Raw genomic sequence first — 16,982 nt, 5'->3', positions numbered from 1 at the left:
TCACTGCGCCTTGCGGCGGCGACGCGTGAACATCAACAGCGCGCCTGCCGCGACCGCCAGTACGCTACCAACCTGCAACGGCGTCTTGTACGGGCGCAACGCCGAACGCGCAGCGTCGGTGACTTGGGTCACGTAGCGTTTGTTGGCGTTTTCAAAGTCGGGATACGGGCACTGGTGGCCGAAATCAGCGGCCCATTCCACGTATGGCCCTTCTCTGACATAACGCTGATAAATCGCGCGTTGCTCCTCGAGGCTGCTGTTCCACCCCGACGCCTCACACAGCACCGCGGCAAACGCCTGACTGGTGTGAGGCAAGTTATCCGCCGCCTTGCTCGCCAGCGCCGTGGCCACGAAGCGATAGTGGTAACGCTGATCAGGCTGGGCAGCACTGGCTTGCTGACGCTTCACTTCGTCCTCGGCCACCAATGGACCGACCTTCAGTTCGGCGTTTTCAAGCATATAGTTACCGCCGAACGTGGCGTAATCCGGCGCCATTTCGTAGCCCAGGATGTCCATGCCCCACTCGCGGGCCGTCCAGGCCGCATTGAACAGCGCAGCGGCGCGACGGGTCGGCCACCAGGCTGAATCAGCCGCCATACGTTGCTCGCCATACAGTTTGGCCTTGTGCCGCAAGCCGTCATTGTCGAAGTACGCCGGTGCTTGCTCGTAATGCCCCTCGCGCAACAAACGCCGCCCCAGCAGATTGCGCAGGCTCGCCGCCACCGGCAAAGGCACGTAGTTGTCGCGGTCCTGCTGGCTGAGCGGCGGCGGGGCCGGCACTTGTGTGTCGACGTAGTGCTTGAGTTCTTCGAGGGTCAACACTCGCTCGGCAATGGTGGCGGCATCGAACCAGTAAATGCTTTGGCTGCGATACAGCTGATCGAAGGCTTGCAGGTAATCCCCGCGTTGCAAGGCCAGGATCGCACTTTCACCCTCGACCCGGCATTTGGGCTGAAGCGTTCCGTAATCGTAGTCCGGGGTCCGTCGCTCGCCCCAGGACTCATTCTGCGGGAAGGCCTGGGCCGCTTTGGCATAGGCTGCGGCGGCCGCGGTTTTATCGCCCTCGCGCACCGCCAGTTTTGCCCGCAACCACCAGGCCAACCCGCCATCGCCGGCATGTTCGAGGAAAGCCTTGGCGCTGGCGTAATCGCCCTGTTGATAATTCATCGCCGCCAGACGATCGGCGTTTTCGAGACTGCCGCGGGTGCTGTTTTGCAGCAGCTTGATCATTTTTTGTTCGTTGGCAGGTTGGTCGCCAAACGACCAACCCAACCGGCTGATCAGCGACGCGGTCACCAACTGCTGCACGGGCTGCCCCTTGAGCAACTCGGCCACTTGATCCTCCGGCAGCGTCATCAGGCCCGCCATCAACAGCTTCAACGAGGTGTAGCCCACCGCGGAGCCATGCAGATTCTGCGTCGCGTACAGCTCGATGGCGCGGTTCCAGTCGCCGGCGGTGCGCACCACCCGGGCTTCTTCGCCGAGGCTGGCGACGCCCAGTTCCAGTGGATCGCTGAAGCCGTCGATGCTCAGCTGCCGGGTTTGCTCAAAGGCCTTGCGCGATTGTTCGAGCAGATCCGGGGCCGCATCGGCTTCGACGCTCATAGCGAACAATGCACGCCCCAGCGAGTAAGCCGCCCAGGTACTGCGCGAGGCCCTTTGCTCGGCGGGCAAAGCCAGCACTTTCTTGAAATACCCGGCGGCCAAGGCAGGATCACCCGCGCCAAATGCCACGGCACCCGCCAGGTACAATTTGAGTTCGGGCGGCAGTTGCGCCCCTTGGGTTTCAACCTGGCGGGCATCCGTCAGGCTGCGCAGGTGTTTCACCAACACTTGTTGCTCAGCGGAAAGTCCGGCCTGCTCGGCCTGATCGCGCAGCGCTACCGGGTCAGGTTCATCCGCGTAGCTGGCGCCAGCGGTCACGTTCTTCAACCCGTTGATGGCGTGGCCGAGGCGGCTGATCTCGAAGCGGAAGTTGCCTTCCGGCAGTTCCGCCAGCGACTGGCCTCGGTTATCCAGCAGACGCATGGGGAAGTCCGGGCCGCAGGCCAGTGCCGAACCCAATGGCAGGCTGAGGCTCAGGCAAAGCAAATGACGCGGCCAGTTACGGGTGAACATTCGAACCTCCTTGATCAATGTGTGCGCAACGAGCCCAACCAATGGCACGTTGTCCGCCGGCCGGTATTCGACCGTCGCGCAGGCGGGTGAAAGTAAGCAGATCCGGGCTCTGTTGCAACGCGTAACCGGCCAGGGCATCGGCCCCTTCACAATCACTGACCGCCAGGGTCAGACGTTCGGGCCAGGTACTGTCGAGATTGCCCCGGTTGCCGATGCCAATGTCATAGAGGCCATTGTCAGCCGAGAGTTGCAGTATCAATTGACTGCTGAGGACATCACCACGCACCACGGCGCGCAAGGTGGTCAAGCTCCAGGCCCGGCGGTCGTTGGCCAATGGCAGGCGAAACCAGATCAGGCCCGCCAGATGTTTCGGTGGATCGGCACGCAACTCGGTGCCGAGGGTGCGCAACGTCTGCGGGTCGGCGAGTAATTCCCGACGCTGGCCTGCACGCTCCACCGTCACTTCGCTTTCCACCACAGGCGCGCCGCCCACCGACGGCAGCAACGCCACGCCATAAGCCGGCAGCGCCAGAAAGAAAGGTTTTGTTGTGACGCGGCTCCAGGTCTTCGCCCATTGCCGGGCCTGATCGGCATCAAATAAACCGCGACGCGGATCGCTCACCGCGTGCACCTGCAGCACGCTGCTGTCGACTGTGGATAACAGCGCTGGCAGCTCGCGGCTGCCGAGCCAGGACGGCAACGCCGTGATGCTCAGCGGCAGCGAAGACGGCAACGCTTCGCGCAAATGCGCGAGAAACTCGCGGTACGCCGGTAGCCGGGCATTACCGGCGTCGTGGTCGATTTCCACGCCGGTGAGGTTCAACCCCTGTCCCTGCCAATCGCTGATCACCTGCTGGATCTGCGCAGTGACCTCGTCCTGATCCAGCTCCTTGAGCTGCCCATCCAGGCGAACCACCGCAATCACCGGCCGGCCATCACGCTTGAGCAGTGCCGGGTCAATTCGGGCCCGACTCCAGCCTGCGTTGGGGAAAGCCTGCAAGGCCAGCACCCGCAACGTCGAAAAGTCGGCGCGGCTGTCCCTGAGGGCAGCGTCGTGGGCCGGCGTCCACTGCCGCTGCCAGACGTAAAGCTGTTGATCCAGCGGCGGTGCACCCTGTCTTTCGCATCCGGTGGTGAGCGCCAGCGCCATCAGCAAGACCATCGAGCGAGTGAAAAAAACCATTAAAACGCCTGTTCCTGAAATGCAGAAAGGGCCATTGCGGCCCTTTTTCGTTCTGCTCACTACCCTACCCAGCCATCGACCGGCGGGCAATGTTGGCCTGCAGCGATCTTCAGATATCGAGCACCAACGGCTGCGCCCCTTGCGCCGGAATCGCACAGCAAATCAGCACCTGTCCGTCATCCGGCACCTCCGCTGGCGGCAGTGGGTAATGCACCTGACCGCTGACCAATCGCGTCTTGCAGGTGCCGCATGAGCCACCGCGACAACTGAATTCCGGGCGCAGGCCACGGCTTTCCGCCAACTCCAGCAAGCTGCCGCCCTCCGGCTGCCAGCGCGCTTCCTTGGCCGAGCGCTGGAACACCACGGGCACCGACGTGGTGGCGGCTGGCGGTTGCTCGATGACCACCGCATCGGGGTCCGGTCGCCGACGCAAGGTGGACGGACCGAAGGTTTCGGCGTGAATCCGCGAATCGCGAATGTCCAGTTCACGCAAGCCGTCGTACAACGCCTGGGTAAAACTTCCGGGGCCACAGACGACAAAATCCAGCTGATCGTAGTCCTCGACTGTCAGCAGATCCTTGAGCAGCGCGACGTCGATCCGTCCACTGAGGTCGAAGTCCTCTCCTTGCATCGCCTCGGCTTCCGGTTGGCTGAGCAAACGCACCACCCGCACTGCGTCACCGGCGTCTTCGAGCAAGCGATCCAGCTCCCGGCGAAATGGCTGGTCAGCCAGTGTGCGCGAACTCTGGATGAACCATGTCGGGCGGATACGGCGGGTGCGCAATCCCTGGTAAACCACCTCCCGCAACATCGACAACAGCGGCGTGATACCGACCCCGGCCGCCAGCAACACCAAAGGCCGACGCTCATGGGGTGCGACGGTGAAATGCCCTTGCGGCGCCCGCGCTTCCAATAGATCGCCAACACGAATCTGCTCATGCAAATGAGTAGACACCCGCCCGTCACGCTTCACGCTGATGCGGAAAAAATCATCGGACGGCGCGCTCGATAAACTGTAGGTGCGGATGTGCACTTCACCGTCAATGTTGAAACGCAGGGGCAAATGCTGCCCGGCCTGGAACAGTGGCAACCCGGCTCCGTCGGCAGGCTCCAGGTAAATCGAGCGAATGTTGTGGCTTTGCGCTTCAATCCGCGCCACCCGCAACGGCCGCCATTGATCACCCAGGGCTTTGGCCTGCAAACGCGCCGTGGCCTGCTCCCATGTGCCGGTGAGCAAACTGGTGGGTGACACGCCATCGAAGCGCCAGCGCAAGGCCAGGGCGGCGGGGCGACGTACCACCTGCTCGACATCGATTGTCCACAGACGCTCGGCTCCCTGGAACGCCTCGACCTGAGGGCCCTCCAGGATGATTTCAGTGCGTCCGCTGAGCTGCAGCAAATCACCGCTATTGAAATCGATGAACAGCAATCCGGCCCGGGGGTTGAGCAGCAGGTTGCCCAAGGTGTTGAAGTGCAGGTTGCCGGCGAAGTCCGGAATGGTCAGGCGATTGCCTTCCACGCGTACAAAACCGCTCTGCCCACCACGGTGAGACACATCCACCGAACGTTCACCGTCGACATCCACATAACTGGCAACGAAGAACGTGTCCGCCTCGGCGATCATGGCTTTGGCCGCGTCATCCAGTTCGTTGAAATGCTCGGCGGCACGCGTCGAAGGATCGGCCAGCGGCACCGAGCGAAACTGGCGCAACTGAATGTACTGCGGGCAATTGCCGAAGGACTGGTCTACCGTAACCGCGAAACCACCCGTAGACATGGCGCGGACATGGCCATTGATGCGGTTGCGACGGCGAGTGTGCAGCTCGATACCCAACAAGCCAATGGCCGAGCCATCGCTCACCTGCGCAGGATCGTCAACGGCAGGCAGGCTGCGAAATTGCAGCAAGCCCGGTTCTGGCGAGTGGGCGAAACCAGGCTCACCTTCAAGGATGCTGGCCCAGGGATGACCGTCGGCATCCACCGCTCCGTACAGCATGAACGGCAATTGCTGATAGAACGTGCGGTGCTGGTCCGGCATCTCACTGCGAATCACCTTACGACCGAACACCTCCATTCGCTCGGCAACGCCCACATGCGCCTGCAATTGCTTCTCGCCGGCATGCCAGGGTGAACGGTCCATACGGCTGCTCCCTTGCGCCAGTGGCGCAGAACGGAGTGGCCCGGCAATACCGGGCCACCAACATCAGGCGGTTTTTTGCAGACCGGCAACGGTGCGCGGCATGCCGACAAAACCTGGCAAGGCTTCGATGCGGGCCAGCCAGGCGCGAATGTTTGCGTACTCGTCCAGCGACACATTGCCCTCAGGCGCATGGGCGATGTAGCTGTAGGCGGCGACGTCGGCTATCGTCGGTTCAGTGCCGGCCAGATACGGCGTATTAGCCAGTTCGTGATCGATCACTTTGAGCACGGTATGGGCGTAGGCAATCACTTCTTCAGCGTTGTAAGGCGCACCAAACACAGTGATCAAACGTGCCCGGGCAGGGCCGAAGGCAATCGGACCGGCAGCCACCGACAACCAGCGCTGGACCTTGGCCGCACCCACCGGATCAGCCGGCAGCCAGCGACCGTTGCCGTATTTTTGCGCCAGATACACCAGAATCGCGTTGGAATCGGCCAACACCACACCCTGGTCATCAATCACCGGCACTTGGCCGAATGCATTGAGCGCCAGGAACGCCGGTTGCTTGTGCTCGCCCTTGGCGAGGTCAACGAAGATCAGTTCGATCGGCAATTTCAGCAGGGACAGCATCAACTCGACACGATGAGCGTGGCCGGAACGTGGGAAGTTGTAGAGTTTGATCGCTTGCATGGTCGACACCTCGGGTGAGTGGTGCTGCTCAGGAAGACCAGCACCGATGAGGCGCATACTCTACCTTCAACCAAAACAACAGAATCACCATAAAACGCAATCAATTATTTCATTGGGTGAAATAACTCAACACTTGAGCGCCGGATGCTCGCGCAGGGTCTTCACCGCGAAATCAACAAAGCTGCGCACCCGGGCCGGCGCTTTACGCCCGCCCTGATAGACCACATGGATGGGCAACGGCGGCAGTTCAAAGTCGGCCAAAATGATTTCCAGCTCTCCGGCAGCCACCTTGCTCGCGACTTGATAAGACAGTACCCGCGTGAAGCCCAACCCCAGACAGGCTGCCGTGATGGCCGCCTGATTCGCTGTCACCACCAGTCGTGGTTCAGCCCGGACACTCAAGGTTTCGCCGTCTTCAATGAATGGCCAACTCCGCAATTGGCCTATGGCGGATGTCGCAATGATCGGCGCCACAGCCAGCTCCTGTGGATGCCTGGGCCGACCATGGCTGGCCAGATACTGTGGCGATGCGCAGATCACCCGCCGCACCTCACCCACGCGGATCGCATGCTGGTTGCTGTCGGGGAGCTCGCCAATGCGGATGGCCACATCGACGCCCTCCTCGACCACGCTCACTACCCGGTCCACCAGCAGCGCGTTGATGCAGACTTCGGGGAATTGCATCAGGTAGTTCACCATCAACGGTGTGACAAACAGCTCGCCAAACAAGACCGGTGCGGTGATGGTCAATTGCCCACGAGGATGGATATGGCTGCCCGCTGCCGAATCCTCGGCTTCCTGCACCTCGGCGAGAATTCTCCGACAGTCCTCCAGATATCGCTGACCGGCCTCGCTCAAATACACGCTGCGCGTGGTACGTGTGAGCAGTTGCGTGCCAATACGCTTCTCCAGCGCCGCCACCGCTCGGGTGACGCTGGCCGCCGACAGCCCCAGACGCCGCGCCGCCGCCGAAAAACCCTGTTCCTGGGCGACGGCAGCGAAGACCTGCATTTCCTGGAAGCGGTCCATGGCACTGTCCTCATTTCAGATAGATAAATCGCAATAAAAGGCCGGGATGTTAAACGCAAGTGTGCAATAACAAAGTTGGGCGTCCGACCATCAAGTAAATCAATGGGCTACTGCACTCTAGCGCCTGCGCTGTAAAAACCAAGCGTGGCACAAACCTCAAAGAGCAGACCGGGGATTATTGATAATTAATGAGGATTATTTTCTTGCGACAGGTGCGACTGTTCGCAATTATCCGGACCCGCCCGCTGCAACGGCTAATGCCTGACAGGGAAAAAGAGCCACTGGCTCGGCTCCCAACCCGTTTCCAGGCATGGGCTCGTCAGCGGACGATATCCACAACGGCAGAATTCCAGCCTGCATAAACAGGCGGAATATACGACTGCTCCTATACTACAAGCCACCCTGTTACCTATTGAGTATTAGTAGGTACCTCGTTGAAATCTTCCCTACGTGAAATAAGGCGTTAGTTGTTAACGCTTGGACGCCTGTCCATCGATCTTGCTTTCAAGAGTCACTCCGTAGGGAAGAGTGAACTTCAACTAGCTGGCTAACCTGGTGACACCGCAAGGAGTTCGAGAATGTTGCGCACAAACATTTCCGCAAGAGCACTGTCCGGTGGTTTGCTCGATGTACTGATACGCGCCGGGCTGATTACCGTGCTGGTGCTGTTCTGCTTCCAGATCTTCCACCCCTTCCTCAACCTCATGCTCTGGGCGCTGATTCTGGCCATCACCCTGTATCCGCTGCATGCGCTCATCAAGCGCAAGCTGGTCAACAAGGACGGTCGTGCCGCCACCCTGATCGTGGTGGTCTCCCTGGCCTTGCTGATGGTGCCGATCTACCTGCTGGGCACCTCGATCAGTGAATCGGTCCAGGGCACCCTGGCGGTCCTCAAGTCCGATACGCTGCAGATTCCACTCCCCAGCGAAAAAATCGCTTCCCTGCCACTCATTGGCAAGCCGCTCTACGGCTACTGGATGCAAGCCGCCACCGACATGAGCAGCGTGGTGATGAAGGTGATGCCCTATATCAAGTCCGTCGGCCTGACCTTGTTGGGCAAAATGGCCGACGTTGGCGTGGGCTTTCTGTTGTTCATCGGCGCCCTGATCATTGCCGGCGTGCTCATGGCCTATGGCGAAAACGGCGAAAGAAGCGCCCTGGCCATCACCTCGCGCCTTTCCGGACCAGAGCGTGGCCCACGCATTACCGAGCTCTGCACTGCTACCATCCGCGCGGTCGCCCAGGGCGTGGTGGGCATCGCGTTCATTCAGATGTTACTGGTGGGCGTGGGCTTCGTGCTCATGGGTGTCCCCGGTGCCGGGCTGCTGGCCATGGTGGCGCTGTTGATGGGGATCATGCAATTGCCGGTGCTGCTGGTGACCCTTCCGGTGATCGCGTATGTCTTCGCCACCGAAGGGACCAGCCTGGTCACCATCGTGTTTGGCATCTACAGCCTGATTGCCGGGATGGCCGATAACGTCCTCAAGCCATTGATGTTGGGCCGCGGCGTCGATGTGCCCATGCCGGTAATTCTGATTGGCGCCCTGGGCGGCATGGTGAGCGGCGGCTTTATCGGTTTGTTCATCGGGCCGGTTGCGCTGGCGGTGGGCTACCAACTGTTCTGGCAATGGGTCCAGGATCAACCGTCTGCAGAGGTAATGAACGAGACACCCGAGATCGAGGCGTTGAACGAGACACCGAAGACAGAGGCAATGAACGATCAGCGTCCTGTCTGAGGAGTTTGCGCTTGATGCCACGCCCTGCTCGCATCAGCCGGCTGCTGCTCTGTGGCACCGTTGTCCTGGGGGGCTGCGTGCAACTGGGCCCGGATTTCCAGTCGCCGGCCCAGCCTTGGGTCGACCACTGGAACAGCCCGGCCCTGGAGATCGCCGGCCAACAACACGCGCAACCTGATAGCCGCCAATGGTGGCGCGTGTTCAACGACCCGGTGTTGGACCATTTGATGGCCGAAGCCGATGCCCACAACCCCGACCTGCACGTCGCTGGCCTGCGGGTCATGGAGTCTCGCGCGCAATTGGGCATCGCCCTGAGTGGACGCTACCCGCAATTGCAACAAGCCAGCGCCGACAGCCTGTACCTGAACCGTCGACAGTCGGGCGGCGCCAACCCCCAGGACACGCATTTCTGGCAACACAGCGTCGGCTTCGATATCGGTTGGGAACTGGATTTCTGGGGGCGTTTCAGCCGTGCCATCGAGTCGGCCGACGCGTCCTGGTTTGCCGCCCAGGCCAACTATGAAAATGCCTTGGTGCTGTTGCACGCGCAACTGGCGCAAAACTACTACGCCTTGCGCACTGCCGAGGCGCGCCTGCAAATCGCCCGCAGTAACGCCAAATTACAAAAGCGCAGCTACGAGATCACCGAGCGCCTGTTCAACAGCGGGGCCGAAGCCGAACTCGATCTGCAACAAGCCAAGACCCAGTACCTGGGCACCCTGAGCACCATCCCGGATTTCGAAAGCCAGGTGGCCAGCTTGCGCAATGCGTTGTCCACCCTGATCGGCCAACCACCCGGTTCGATCCCGGACCTCAATCGCAACACCGGAGTGGTGCCATTGCTCGATACAGCAGTCTTGCAGGATGTGCCGGCCAACCTGCTGGTGCGGCGCCCCGATGTACGCGCTGCCGAGCTGCAAGTGGCGGCGCAGTCGGCGTTGATCGGTGTGGCCGAGACCGACCTGTACCCCTCCATCAGCCTGCTGGGCAGCATCGTCTGGTCCGCCAACTCGCTCAACGGTGCGCCCAATACCCTCGACATGGTGGCCGGACCCAGCCTGCGCTGGGATATCTTCGATCATGGCCGGATCACCAACAACGTCCGCGTGCAGGATGCCCGCCTGCAGCAGCTGATCGTTATCTACCAGGACAGCGTGCGCCAGGCGGCGCGCGAGGCTGACGATGCCGCTACCGGTTTGATCAAAGCGTTGGAGCGCGACCAGATCCTCAGCGAAGCCTCGGTAGCCGCCGAACGTTCGGTGACCCTGGCCAATGCCCAATACCGCGAAGGCTATTCGGATTTCCAGCGCGTGCTGGATGCCCAGCGCGCCCTGTTTGCCCAACAGGATATCTACCTGGTCAACCGTGGCACCGCCGTCAACAGCCTGATCGCCCTGTACAAGGCCCTGGGCGGTGGCTGGTACAGCGACCAGCCGATGATCGACCCGGCCACCCGCCAACAGATGCAACAACGGACCGATTGGGGCGATCTGCTCGACGAACCGAAGGAAAGTGCCCATGACTGACAGCCAACAACCGGCCGCCGAGAACGCCTCGGCCCCCAACACCGACCCGGCCAGAAAAGCAATCAACTGGGTGGTGCTGCTGATCATCCTGAGCCTGGTCTGGTACCTGATGGCCGACCGTTATACGCCCTACACGCAACAGGCACGGGTGCAGGCCTTCGTTGTGCCGGTGGCGGCTGAGGTATCCGGCCGGGTGACCAAGGTGCATGTACGCAACAACCAGGACGTCAAGGCCGGCGAATTGCTGTTTGAAGTCAATCCAGAGCAATACCAGATTGCCGTCGATCGCGCCCGCGCCGACCTTGAGTCGACCCGTCGCCAGGTGGGCGCCAACACCGCCGGCGTCGACTCCAAGCAAGCGTCCCTGCGCGCGTCCCAGGCCAACGAACTCAAGGCACGCCAGGACATCCAGCGGCTTGAACGCCTGTACCGCGAAGACCCGGGCACCATCTCGTTGCGACGCCTGGAAATATCCCGCGCCACCCTGGAAGAGTCCATCAGCCAGGTCGCCGCGGCCAAGGCCGAAGTGCAACGTGCACGGGAACAACAGGGCGGTAATGAAGGCGAAAACGCCCAGTTGCTCAGCGCCGCCAGCAACCTTGAAAAAGCCGAGCTGGACTTGAGCAATACCAAGGTCCACGCACGCTCGGCCGGCCTGATCACCGATTTGCGCACCGATGTCGGCCAGTTTGCCGCTGCCGGTGCGCCGGTGATGACCCTGATTGCCATCCACGATGTGTGGATCAGCGCCGATATGACCGAAAACAACCTGGGAAGTGTCCAGCCCGGGACGCCGGTGTCCATCGTCCTCGACGCCCTGCCCGGGAAAATTTACCAAGGTCATGTGCGCAGCGTCGGCTATGGCGTCGATATCGGCCAGACCACCCAACCGGGCAGCCTGCCAAAAGTGGAGAACAGCCGCGATTGGCTACGCCCTGCCCAGCGCTTTCCGGTCATCATCGAGTTCGAACCCGGTGAGTTGACCAGCCCGCAGGGCATCCGGTCCGGCGGGCAAGCAGAAGTCATGGCGTTCCCGAGTGAAGGTAACCCGCTGAATATTCCGGGTCGCCTGTTCCTGCGCCTGATGAGCTGGATGTCCTATGCGTATTGAGCGTCCGGCCCGGGTCACGCGCGCCCTGCGCCTGGGCTTCGGTACGGCACTGTGCCTGGCGGCGAGCTTCGGTCTGGCCCTGCCCATCCCGTTCCTCGCGCCGATGCTGGCGCTGATGATGCTGGCAGCGATGAACCGACCGTTGCCGTTCAAGGCCAGCCTGGGTCTGATCCTGATCCTGATGTTGACCACCGGGACCGGCCTGCTGCTCATTCCCCTGCTGCGTTACTACCCGTTCAGTGGTGTGCTGCTGGTCGGACTGTGCCTGTTCATGGCCTTCGGGTATGGCCTGCGCGGCGGCAACCCGCTGGTGGCGACTTTCCTGGTGGTGGGCCTGACCTTGATCAGCTCGGCCGGAACCGCCGAATTCGCCCTGGCGCTTGAGGTGATCGTGGCCCTGGTCAAGGGGCTGTTCCTGGCCGTGACAACGCTGACCATCAGCCATTGGCTGTTTCCCGACCCCGCCAGTGCCCCCGCGGCAAAGCCCGGCCCGAGCCTTTCTCCAACCGAAAGCAGTTGGCTGGCCCTGCGTGCCACGCTGGTGGTGCTGCCGACCTTCCTGCTGGCCATGGTCGACCCGGCCAGCTACCTGCCGATCATCATGAAAGCCGTCAGCCTAGGCCAACAAAGCTGCGCGACCAGCGCCCGCACCGCCGGCCAGGAATTGCTCGGCTCGACCCTGCTCGGTGGCCTTATGGCGATTCTTTTCTGGTGCGCGCTGAGCCTGTTCGTCAACCTGTGGATGTTCTTTCTGTGGATGTTGCTGTTCGGCTTGCTGGTGGCCAGAAAACTCTACGGCCTGGCCCGGACCCGACAACCACCGAGTTTCTGGCTCAACAGCCTGGCGACCCTGATCATTCTGCTCGGCCAATCGGTACAGGACAGTGCCGCGGGCAAGGACGTCTACACCGCCTTCGCCATCCGCATGGGCCTGTTCATTCTGGTGACTTTGTATGCCTGTGTGATGGTCCATTTGCTGGATACGCGGCGGCGTCGCCATGTCGCCAAGCCGACACCTGAAGAGGGCCAGACCGGTTGATCACACGGTACGAACCAGGAAAGCGTCTTGAATATGTTAGAAAAGCCCCCCTCACATTCCTCGGGCCCATCCAGTTACTGTAAGAAAACTCTCTGGTCAGTGAAGGCTGCATCCGTAAATAAAAGATTCTTGAACATCCTGCTTGTGCAGTCGCCCCTATCTGAATCAAAGATACATTCATGAATGGAAATTTTTCAGGTATTACTTGGGGTCTTCCCGATATCGACCGGCGCCTGCTGAAACTGCAATTCAGCTTTTTGCTGATCACTCTGGGTGGACGGTGCAATCAACTGGCGGTGGCCTGGTGGGCCCTGCAGGTAACAGGCTCTGCCACCTACTTCGCCAACATGATTGCCTGTTCGATCGCGACGGAAGTGTTAGCCAAACCCTTGCTGGGATGGCTGGGCGACAAGTACAACAAAATCCTCATCATCAAACTGACCTCATGGATCAGCCTGCTGACAGCGTTATTGATGGCGGTGCTGTCCGCCACGGAGGCTTTCAACCCTTGGGCGGTTGGCGTGCTGATGATGCTCAGCAGTGCGATCGTCGGCGTTCGCGACCCTCTCCAGGCGTCGATCATTCCTTTGTTTGCAGACGACGATAAAGTCTCCTTCGCCCTTCGGACCAAAAGTGTGATGTCGTCCTTATCTATTCTTCTGGGGCCGGTACTTGCCAGCGGGTTGATTTACGGGTTCGGCATCACATTCGCCCTTGCCACCGATTTTTTTGCAATTCTCATCGCCGGCGCATTGATCGCAACCATCCCGAACTACATCGGTGCGGCTGACGAATGCGAAAAAACACCACGTGCCAGTGGCTTCAGAATGATCTATTCCGGCTTCAAAGTGGTTTATGGCGTGAAAGTCGAATTTTACCTGGCGATTATTTCGATGCTGATCAACTTCTCCCTGTTTCCGTTTTTCACTATCCTGATCCCGCTGTATGTAAAGGACGTCATCCAGTATCCAGTCACTTACATCGGTCTTCTGGATTCGTGCTTCGGGCTGGGCATTTTGGCAGGTAGTTACAGAATCATCGGATGGTTATCCACCCGGTTACCACGTGACATGTGCGTGTCCGCAGGTTTTGCGCTACTGGGAAGCAACCTCGTGGTGGTTGGGACTGTTTCATCGTCGTTCTTCATACCCGTAGCCTTTTTCTGCGGAGGCGTCGGCTTGATGTTAATCAACATTCCCACCTCTGCCGTGAGGTTGTTGGCGACGCCAAAGCTCCATCGCAACAGGGTTTTCGCCATAGTTTCATTTCTGTCTGCGGCGGCCAGCCCCTTGGGCAGTTTCGCGATGCCCTCCCTGATCGTTAATCTTGGAGTCACATTGACAATCACGCTGCTGGGCGTATTGGTTCTACTCTTGTCTTTGCTGGTCTTTCTCGTACCCGATTTCACGACTTTCATGCGTTCCCGGGATACGCAGCTCAATGATGCCTATCGGGTCAAATACCCTAAAGCGTTTACGCAGTGACGTGCCTCGACGTACAGCAGCAAAAAGTCCTAGGAAAATATCAGAGCTGTGAATAAGTCTGAGTACCAATACCAGACTAATTCCCTGGCAAGATCACAGACAAAATTGGACATACAGTGGAGGAATAAAAAAAGCCCCTGAAATCAGGGGCTTTTGGCATTTTTCAAAATCTATTATTTGGCGTCAGAATGTTTTGTCTGTTGTCAAAATCTATTGTCTGAAACCAGGTTTCTTTCATCTGTGGATAACTTATTCCACGGTTACCGACTTCGCCAGGTTGCGCGGCTGGTCAACGTCGGTGCCTTTGAGTACGGCAACGTAGTACGACAGCAGTTGCAGCGGGATGGTGTAGAGGATCGGCGACAGGATGTCGTGGATGTGCGGCATGTGTACCACGTGGGTGCCTTCACCGTTGGTCATGCCGGCCTTCTCGTCTGCGAAGACGATCAACTGGCCACCGCGGGCGCGAACTTCCTGGAGGTTGGACTTCAACTTCTCCAGCAGTTCGTTGTTCGGCGCCACGGTCACCACTGGCATGTCGTTATCCACAAGCGCCAACGGGCCGTGTTTCAGCTCGCCGGCCGGATAGGCTTCAGCGTGGATGTAGGAGATTTCCTTGAGCTTGAGTGCCCCTTCCATCGCTACCGGGAACTGCGCGCCACGGCCGAGGAACAGCGTGTGGTGTTTCTCGGCGAACAGCTCGGAGATTTTTTCCACGGTGCTGTCCATGGCCAGCGCTTCGCCCAGACGGGTCGGCAAACGACGCAGTTCTTCGACCAGCGTCGCTTCGACGCCTTTGGCCAAGGTGCCACGAACCTGGCCCAGGGAAAGCGTCAGCAACAACAGGCCAACCAATTGCGTGGTGAAGGCTTTGGTCGAAGCCACACCGATTTCGCGACCGGCCTGGGTCAACAGGGTCAGATCGGATTCACGCACCAGCGAGCTGATACCGACGTTGCAGATCGCCAGGCTGGCGAGGAAGCCCAGCTCCTTGGCGTTGCGCAGCGCGGCCAGGGTGTCGGCGGTTTCGCCGGACTGGGAAATGGTCACGAACAAGGTGTCCGGCTGCACCACCACCTTGCGGTAACGGAATTCGCTGGCGACTTCGACCTGGCAAGGAATGCCGGCCAGCTCTTCGAGCCAGTAACGCGCGACCATGCCGGCGTGGTAGCTGGTGCCACACGCGACGATCTGTACGTTACGCACTTTGGCGAACAGCTCGGCCGCCTGTGGGCCGAATGCCTGTACCAGTACCTGGTTCTGGCTCAGGCGACCTTCCAGGGTGCGCTGCACCACGGACGGTTGCTCGTGGATTTCCTTGAGCATGAAGTGACGGAACTCGCCCTTTTCAGCGGCTTCGGCACCGTCACGATACTGCACGGATTCGCGCTCGACAGCCTGGCCGTCAACGTCCCAGATCTGCACGCTGTCGCGGCGGATTTCGGCGATGTCGCCTTCTTCCAGGTACATGAAGCGGTCGGTGACCTGACGCAGGGCCAACTGGTCGGACGCCAGGAAGTTTTCCCCCAGGCCCAGGCCGATCACCAACGGGCTGCCGCTGCGGGCTGCGACCAGGCGATCCGGTTGCTGCGCGCTGATCACTGCCAGGCCGTAAGCACCGTGCAACTCTTTGACGGTTGCCTTGAGGGCCACAGTCAGATCGCGCAGATCCTTGAGTTTGTGGTTCAGCAGGTGGGAGATGACTTCAGTGTCGGTGTCCGAAGTGAACACATAGCCCAGGGCTTTGAGTTGTTCACGCAGGGCTTCGTGGTTTTCGATGATGCCGTTGTGCACCACCGCCAGGTCACCGGAGAAATGCGGGTGAGCATTACGCTCGCACGGTGCACCGTGGGTGGCCCAGCGGGTGTGGGCGATGCCCAGACGACCGACCAGCGGCTCGGTGGCCAATGCCTGCTCCAGCTCACTGACCTTGCCCGGGCGACGCAGGCGCTCGAGTTTTTCATCGTTGGTGTAGACCGCCACGCCAGCGCTGTCATACCCACGGTATTCGAGGCGCTTCAGGCCTTCGACGAGGATGGCGGTGATGTTACGTTCTGCGACTGCGCCGACAATTCCACACATGCTATTTCTCCTGACTGACAGCCGCGCAAATCAAATTGATGCCGCGGGCCTGAATCTGATCGCGAGCCTCAAGCGGCAGGCGTTCATCCGTAATTAGGGTATGGACACTGCTCCAGGGCAGCTCCAGGTTGGGAATCTTGCGGCCGATCTTGTCGGCCTCCACCATCACGACCACTTCGCGGGCGACTTCGGCCATGACCCGGCTCAGTCCGAGCAGTTCGTTGAAGGTGGTTGTACCGCGAACCAGATCGATGCCATCAGCGCCGATGAACAGCTGGTCGAAGTCGTAGGAGCGTAGTACCTGCTCGGCAACCTGCCCCTGAAAGGACTCGGAATGCGGGTCCCAGGTGCCACCAGTCATCAACAGCACCGGTTCGTGCTCAAGTTCGCTCAGGGCATTGGCGACATGCAGCGAGTTGGTCATTACCACCAGACCGGGTTGCTGTCCGAGTTCCGGGATCATGGCGGCGGTAGTACTGCCACTGTCGATAATGATGCGCGCATGCTCGCGAATCCGCGCGACGGCGGCACGGGCGATGGCTTGCTTGTATATGGAAACCGGCTGACCAAGGTCTGCGACCAGCTCCTGAGGCATGGTGATCGCCCCGCCGTAACGACGCAGCAACAGACCATTGCTTTCAAGTGCTGCCAGATCCTTGCGAATCGTAACTTCCGACGTTTCGAAGCGCTTGGCCAACTCGTCCACACTGACTTCGCCCTGCTCATTGAGCAAGGCGAGGATGTTGTGGCGACGCTGAGGTGTGTTGCGCTTCGACATGAGCTGATAAGTTTCGTTTCGAAAGATAGCGGAAGCAATCAAAACCTATCAGCGAAACTTCGTCAA

12 protein-coding genes are annotated in these 16,982 nt (G+C 60.2%); 5 read left to right on the top strand and 7 right to left on the bottom strand.

What is annotated here, in order from left to right; translation table 11 throughout:
* From C8K63_RS23260 to C8K63_RS23240, 5 genes are all read right to left on the bottom strand, one after another.
* Window positions 1-2,118 carry a hypothetical protein gene (locus C8K63_RS23260; RefSeq protein WP_108218813.1) on the bottom strand — a complete coding sequence of 706 codons (2,118 nt, stop codon included), beginning with the start codon at window positions 2,116-2,118 and terminating at the stop codon, window positions 1-3.
* Complete coding sequence (locus C8K63_RS23255; protein WP_108218812.1) at window positions 2,105-3,301, bottom strand: DUF3142 domain-containing protein; 1,197 nt, start codon at window positions 3,299-3,301, stop codon at window positions 2,105-2,107. Before C8K63_RS23255 ends, C8K63_RS23260 begins: the two co-directional genes overlap by 14 nt.
* Before the next feature lie 109 nt (window positions 3,302-3,410).
* Window positions 3,411-5,441, bottom strand: coding sequence for a pyridoxamine 5'-phosphate oxidase family protein (locus C8K63_RS23250; protein WP_108218811.1), 2,031 nt, complete (start codon window positions 5,439-5,441; stop codon window positions 3,411-3,413).
* 63 nt (window positions 5,442-5,504) lie between these two features.
* Window positions 5,505-6,131, bottom strand: a complete 627-nt coding sequence (locus tag C8K63_RS23245; RefSeq protein WP_108218880.1) for a glutathione S-transferase family protein — start codon at window positions 6,129-6,131, stop codon at window positions 5,505-5,507.
* Window positions 6,132-6,257: 126 nt separating this feature from the next.
* Window positions 6,258-7,160, bottom strand: a complete 903-nt coding sequence (locus C8K63_RS23240; protein WP_108218810.1) for a LysR family transcriptional regulator — start codon at window positions 7,158-7,160, stop codon at window positions 6,258-6,260.
* A gap of 578 nt (window positions 7,161-7,738) precedes the next feature.
* Between C8K63_RS23240 and C8K63_RS23235 the strand changes: the two genes are divergently transcribed.
* The 5 genes from C8K63_RS23235 (at window position 7,739) to C8K63_RS23215 (ending at window position 14,056) form a co-directional block, all read left to right on the top strand.
* Window positions 7,739-8,896 carry an AI-2E family transporter gene (locus C8K63_RS23235; protein ID WP_108218809.1) on the top strand — a complete coding sequence of 386 codons (1,158 nt, stop codon included), beginning with the start codon at window positions 7,739-7,741 and terminating at the stop codon, window positions 8,894-8,896.
* Window positions 8,897-8,910: 14 nt separating this feature from the next.
* A complete protein-coding gene (locus tag C8K63_RS23230) occupies window positions 8,911-10,422 on the top strand; it encodes an efflux transporter outer membrane subunit (protein WP_108218808.1) in 1,512 nt (503 codons plus the stop codon).
* A complete protein-coding gene (locus tag C8K63_RS23225) occupies window positions 10,415-11,533 on the top strand; it encodes an HlyD family secretion protein (RefSeq protein WP_108218807.1) in 1,119 nt (372 codons plus the stop codon). The genes C8K63_RS23230 and C8K63_RS23225 overlap by 8 nt, the downstream gene beginning before the upstream one ends.
* The gene (locus C8K63_RS23220; RefSeq protein ID WP_108218806.1) at window positions 11,523-12,572 is read left to right on the top strand and encodes a DUF2955 domain-containing protein; all 1,050 of its coding nucleotides are present in this window, start codon (window positions 11,523-11,525) and stop codon (window positions 12,570-12,572) included. The genes C8K63_RS23225 and C8K63_RS23220 overlap by 11 nt, the downstream gene beginning before the upstream one ends.
* Before the next feature lie 179 nt (window positions 12,573-12,751).
* Window positions 12,752-14,056 (top strand): MFS transporter, encoded by a 1,305-nt coding sequence (locus tag C8K63_RS23215; protein ID WP_108218805.1) that lies wholly within the window; start codon window positions 12,752-12,754, stop codon window positions 14,054-14,056.
* A 249-nt stretch (window positions 14,057-14,305) separates the two neighbouring features.
* Here the strand turns inward: C8K63_RS23215 and glmS are convergent, their stop codons facing one another.
* Both glmS and C8K63_RS23205 read right to left on the bottom strand, forming a co-directional pair.
* Window positions 14,306-16,138 (bottom strand): glutamine--fructose-6-phosphate transaminase (isomerizing), encoded by a 1,833-nt coding sequence (gene glmS / locus C8K63_RS23210; protein ID WP_108218804.1) that lies wholly within the window; start codon window positions 16,136-16,138, stop codon window positions 14,306-14,308.
* 1 nt (window position 16,139) lies between these two features.
* On the bottom strand, window positions 16,140-16,916 hold the full coding sequence (locus tag C8K63_RS23205) for a DeoR family transcriptional regulator (protein WP_108218803.1): 777 nt from the start codon (window positions 16,914-16,916) through the stop codon (window positions 16,140-16,142).
* Window positions 16,917-16,982: the final 66 nt, after the last annotated feature.

The sequence above is a fragment of the Pseudomonas sp. GV085 genome (assembly GCF_003050925.1).
GTDB lineage: Bacteria > Pseudomonadota > Gammaproteobacteria > Pseudomonadales > Pseudomonadaceae > Aquipseudomonas.
Note: the sequence above shows the minus strand (reverse complement) of the source record. Positions and strands in the feature narration are given on the sequence as shown.

Bases quoted from the DNA above. Each gene is read 5' to 3' on its own strand.
- C8K63_RS23225 (WP_108218807.1), top strand. From the start codon at position 10,415: ATGACTGACAGCCAACAACCGGCCGCCGAGAACGCCTCGGCCCCCAAC.
- C8K63_RS23220 (WP_108218806.1), top strand. From the start codon at position 11,523: ATGCGTATTGAGCGTCCGGCCCGGGTCACGCGCGCCCTGCGCCTGGGC.
- glmS (WP_108218804.1), bottom strand. From the start codon at position 16,138: ATGTGTGGAATTGTCGGCGCAGTCGCAGAACGTAACATCACCGCCATC.
- C8K63_RS23235 (WP_108218809.1), top strand. From the start codon at position 7,739: ATGTTGCGCACAAACATTTCCGCAAGAGCACTGTCCGGTGGTTTGCTC.
- C8K63_RS23255 (WP_108218812.1), bottom strand. From the start codon at position 3,301: ATGGTTTTTTTCACTCGCTCGATGGTCTTGCTGATGGCGCTGGCGCTC.
- C8K63_RS23245 (WP_108218880.1), bottom strand. From the start codon at position 6,131: ATGCAAGCGATCAAACTCTACAACTTCCCACGTTCCGGCCACGCTCAT.
- C8K63_RS23205 (WP_108218803.1), bottom strand. From the start codon at position 16,916: ATGTCGAAGCGCAACACACCTCAGCGTCGCCACAACATCCTCGCCTTG.
- C8K63_RS23250 (WP_108218811.1), bottom strand. From the start codon at position 5,441: ATGGACCGTTCACCCTGGCATGCCGGCGAGAAGCAATTGCAGGCGCAT.
- C8K63_RS23230 (WP_108218808.1), top strand. From the start codon at position 8,911: ATGCCACGCCCTGCTCGCATCAGCCGGCTGCTGCTCTGTGGCACCGTT.
- C8K63_RS23260 (WP_108218813.1), bottom strand. From the start codon at position 2,118: ATGTTCACCCGTAACTGGCCGCGTCATTTGCTTTGCCTGAGCCTCAGC.
- C8K63_RS23215 (WP_108218805.1), top strand. From the start codon at position 12,752: ATGAATGGAAATTTTTCAGGTATTACTTGGGGTCTTCCCGATATCGAC.
- C8K63_RS23240 (WP_108218810.1), bottom strand. From the start codon at position 7,160: ATGGACCGCTTCCAGGAAATGCAGGTCTTCGCTGCCGTCGCCCAGGAA.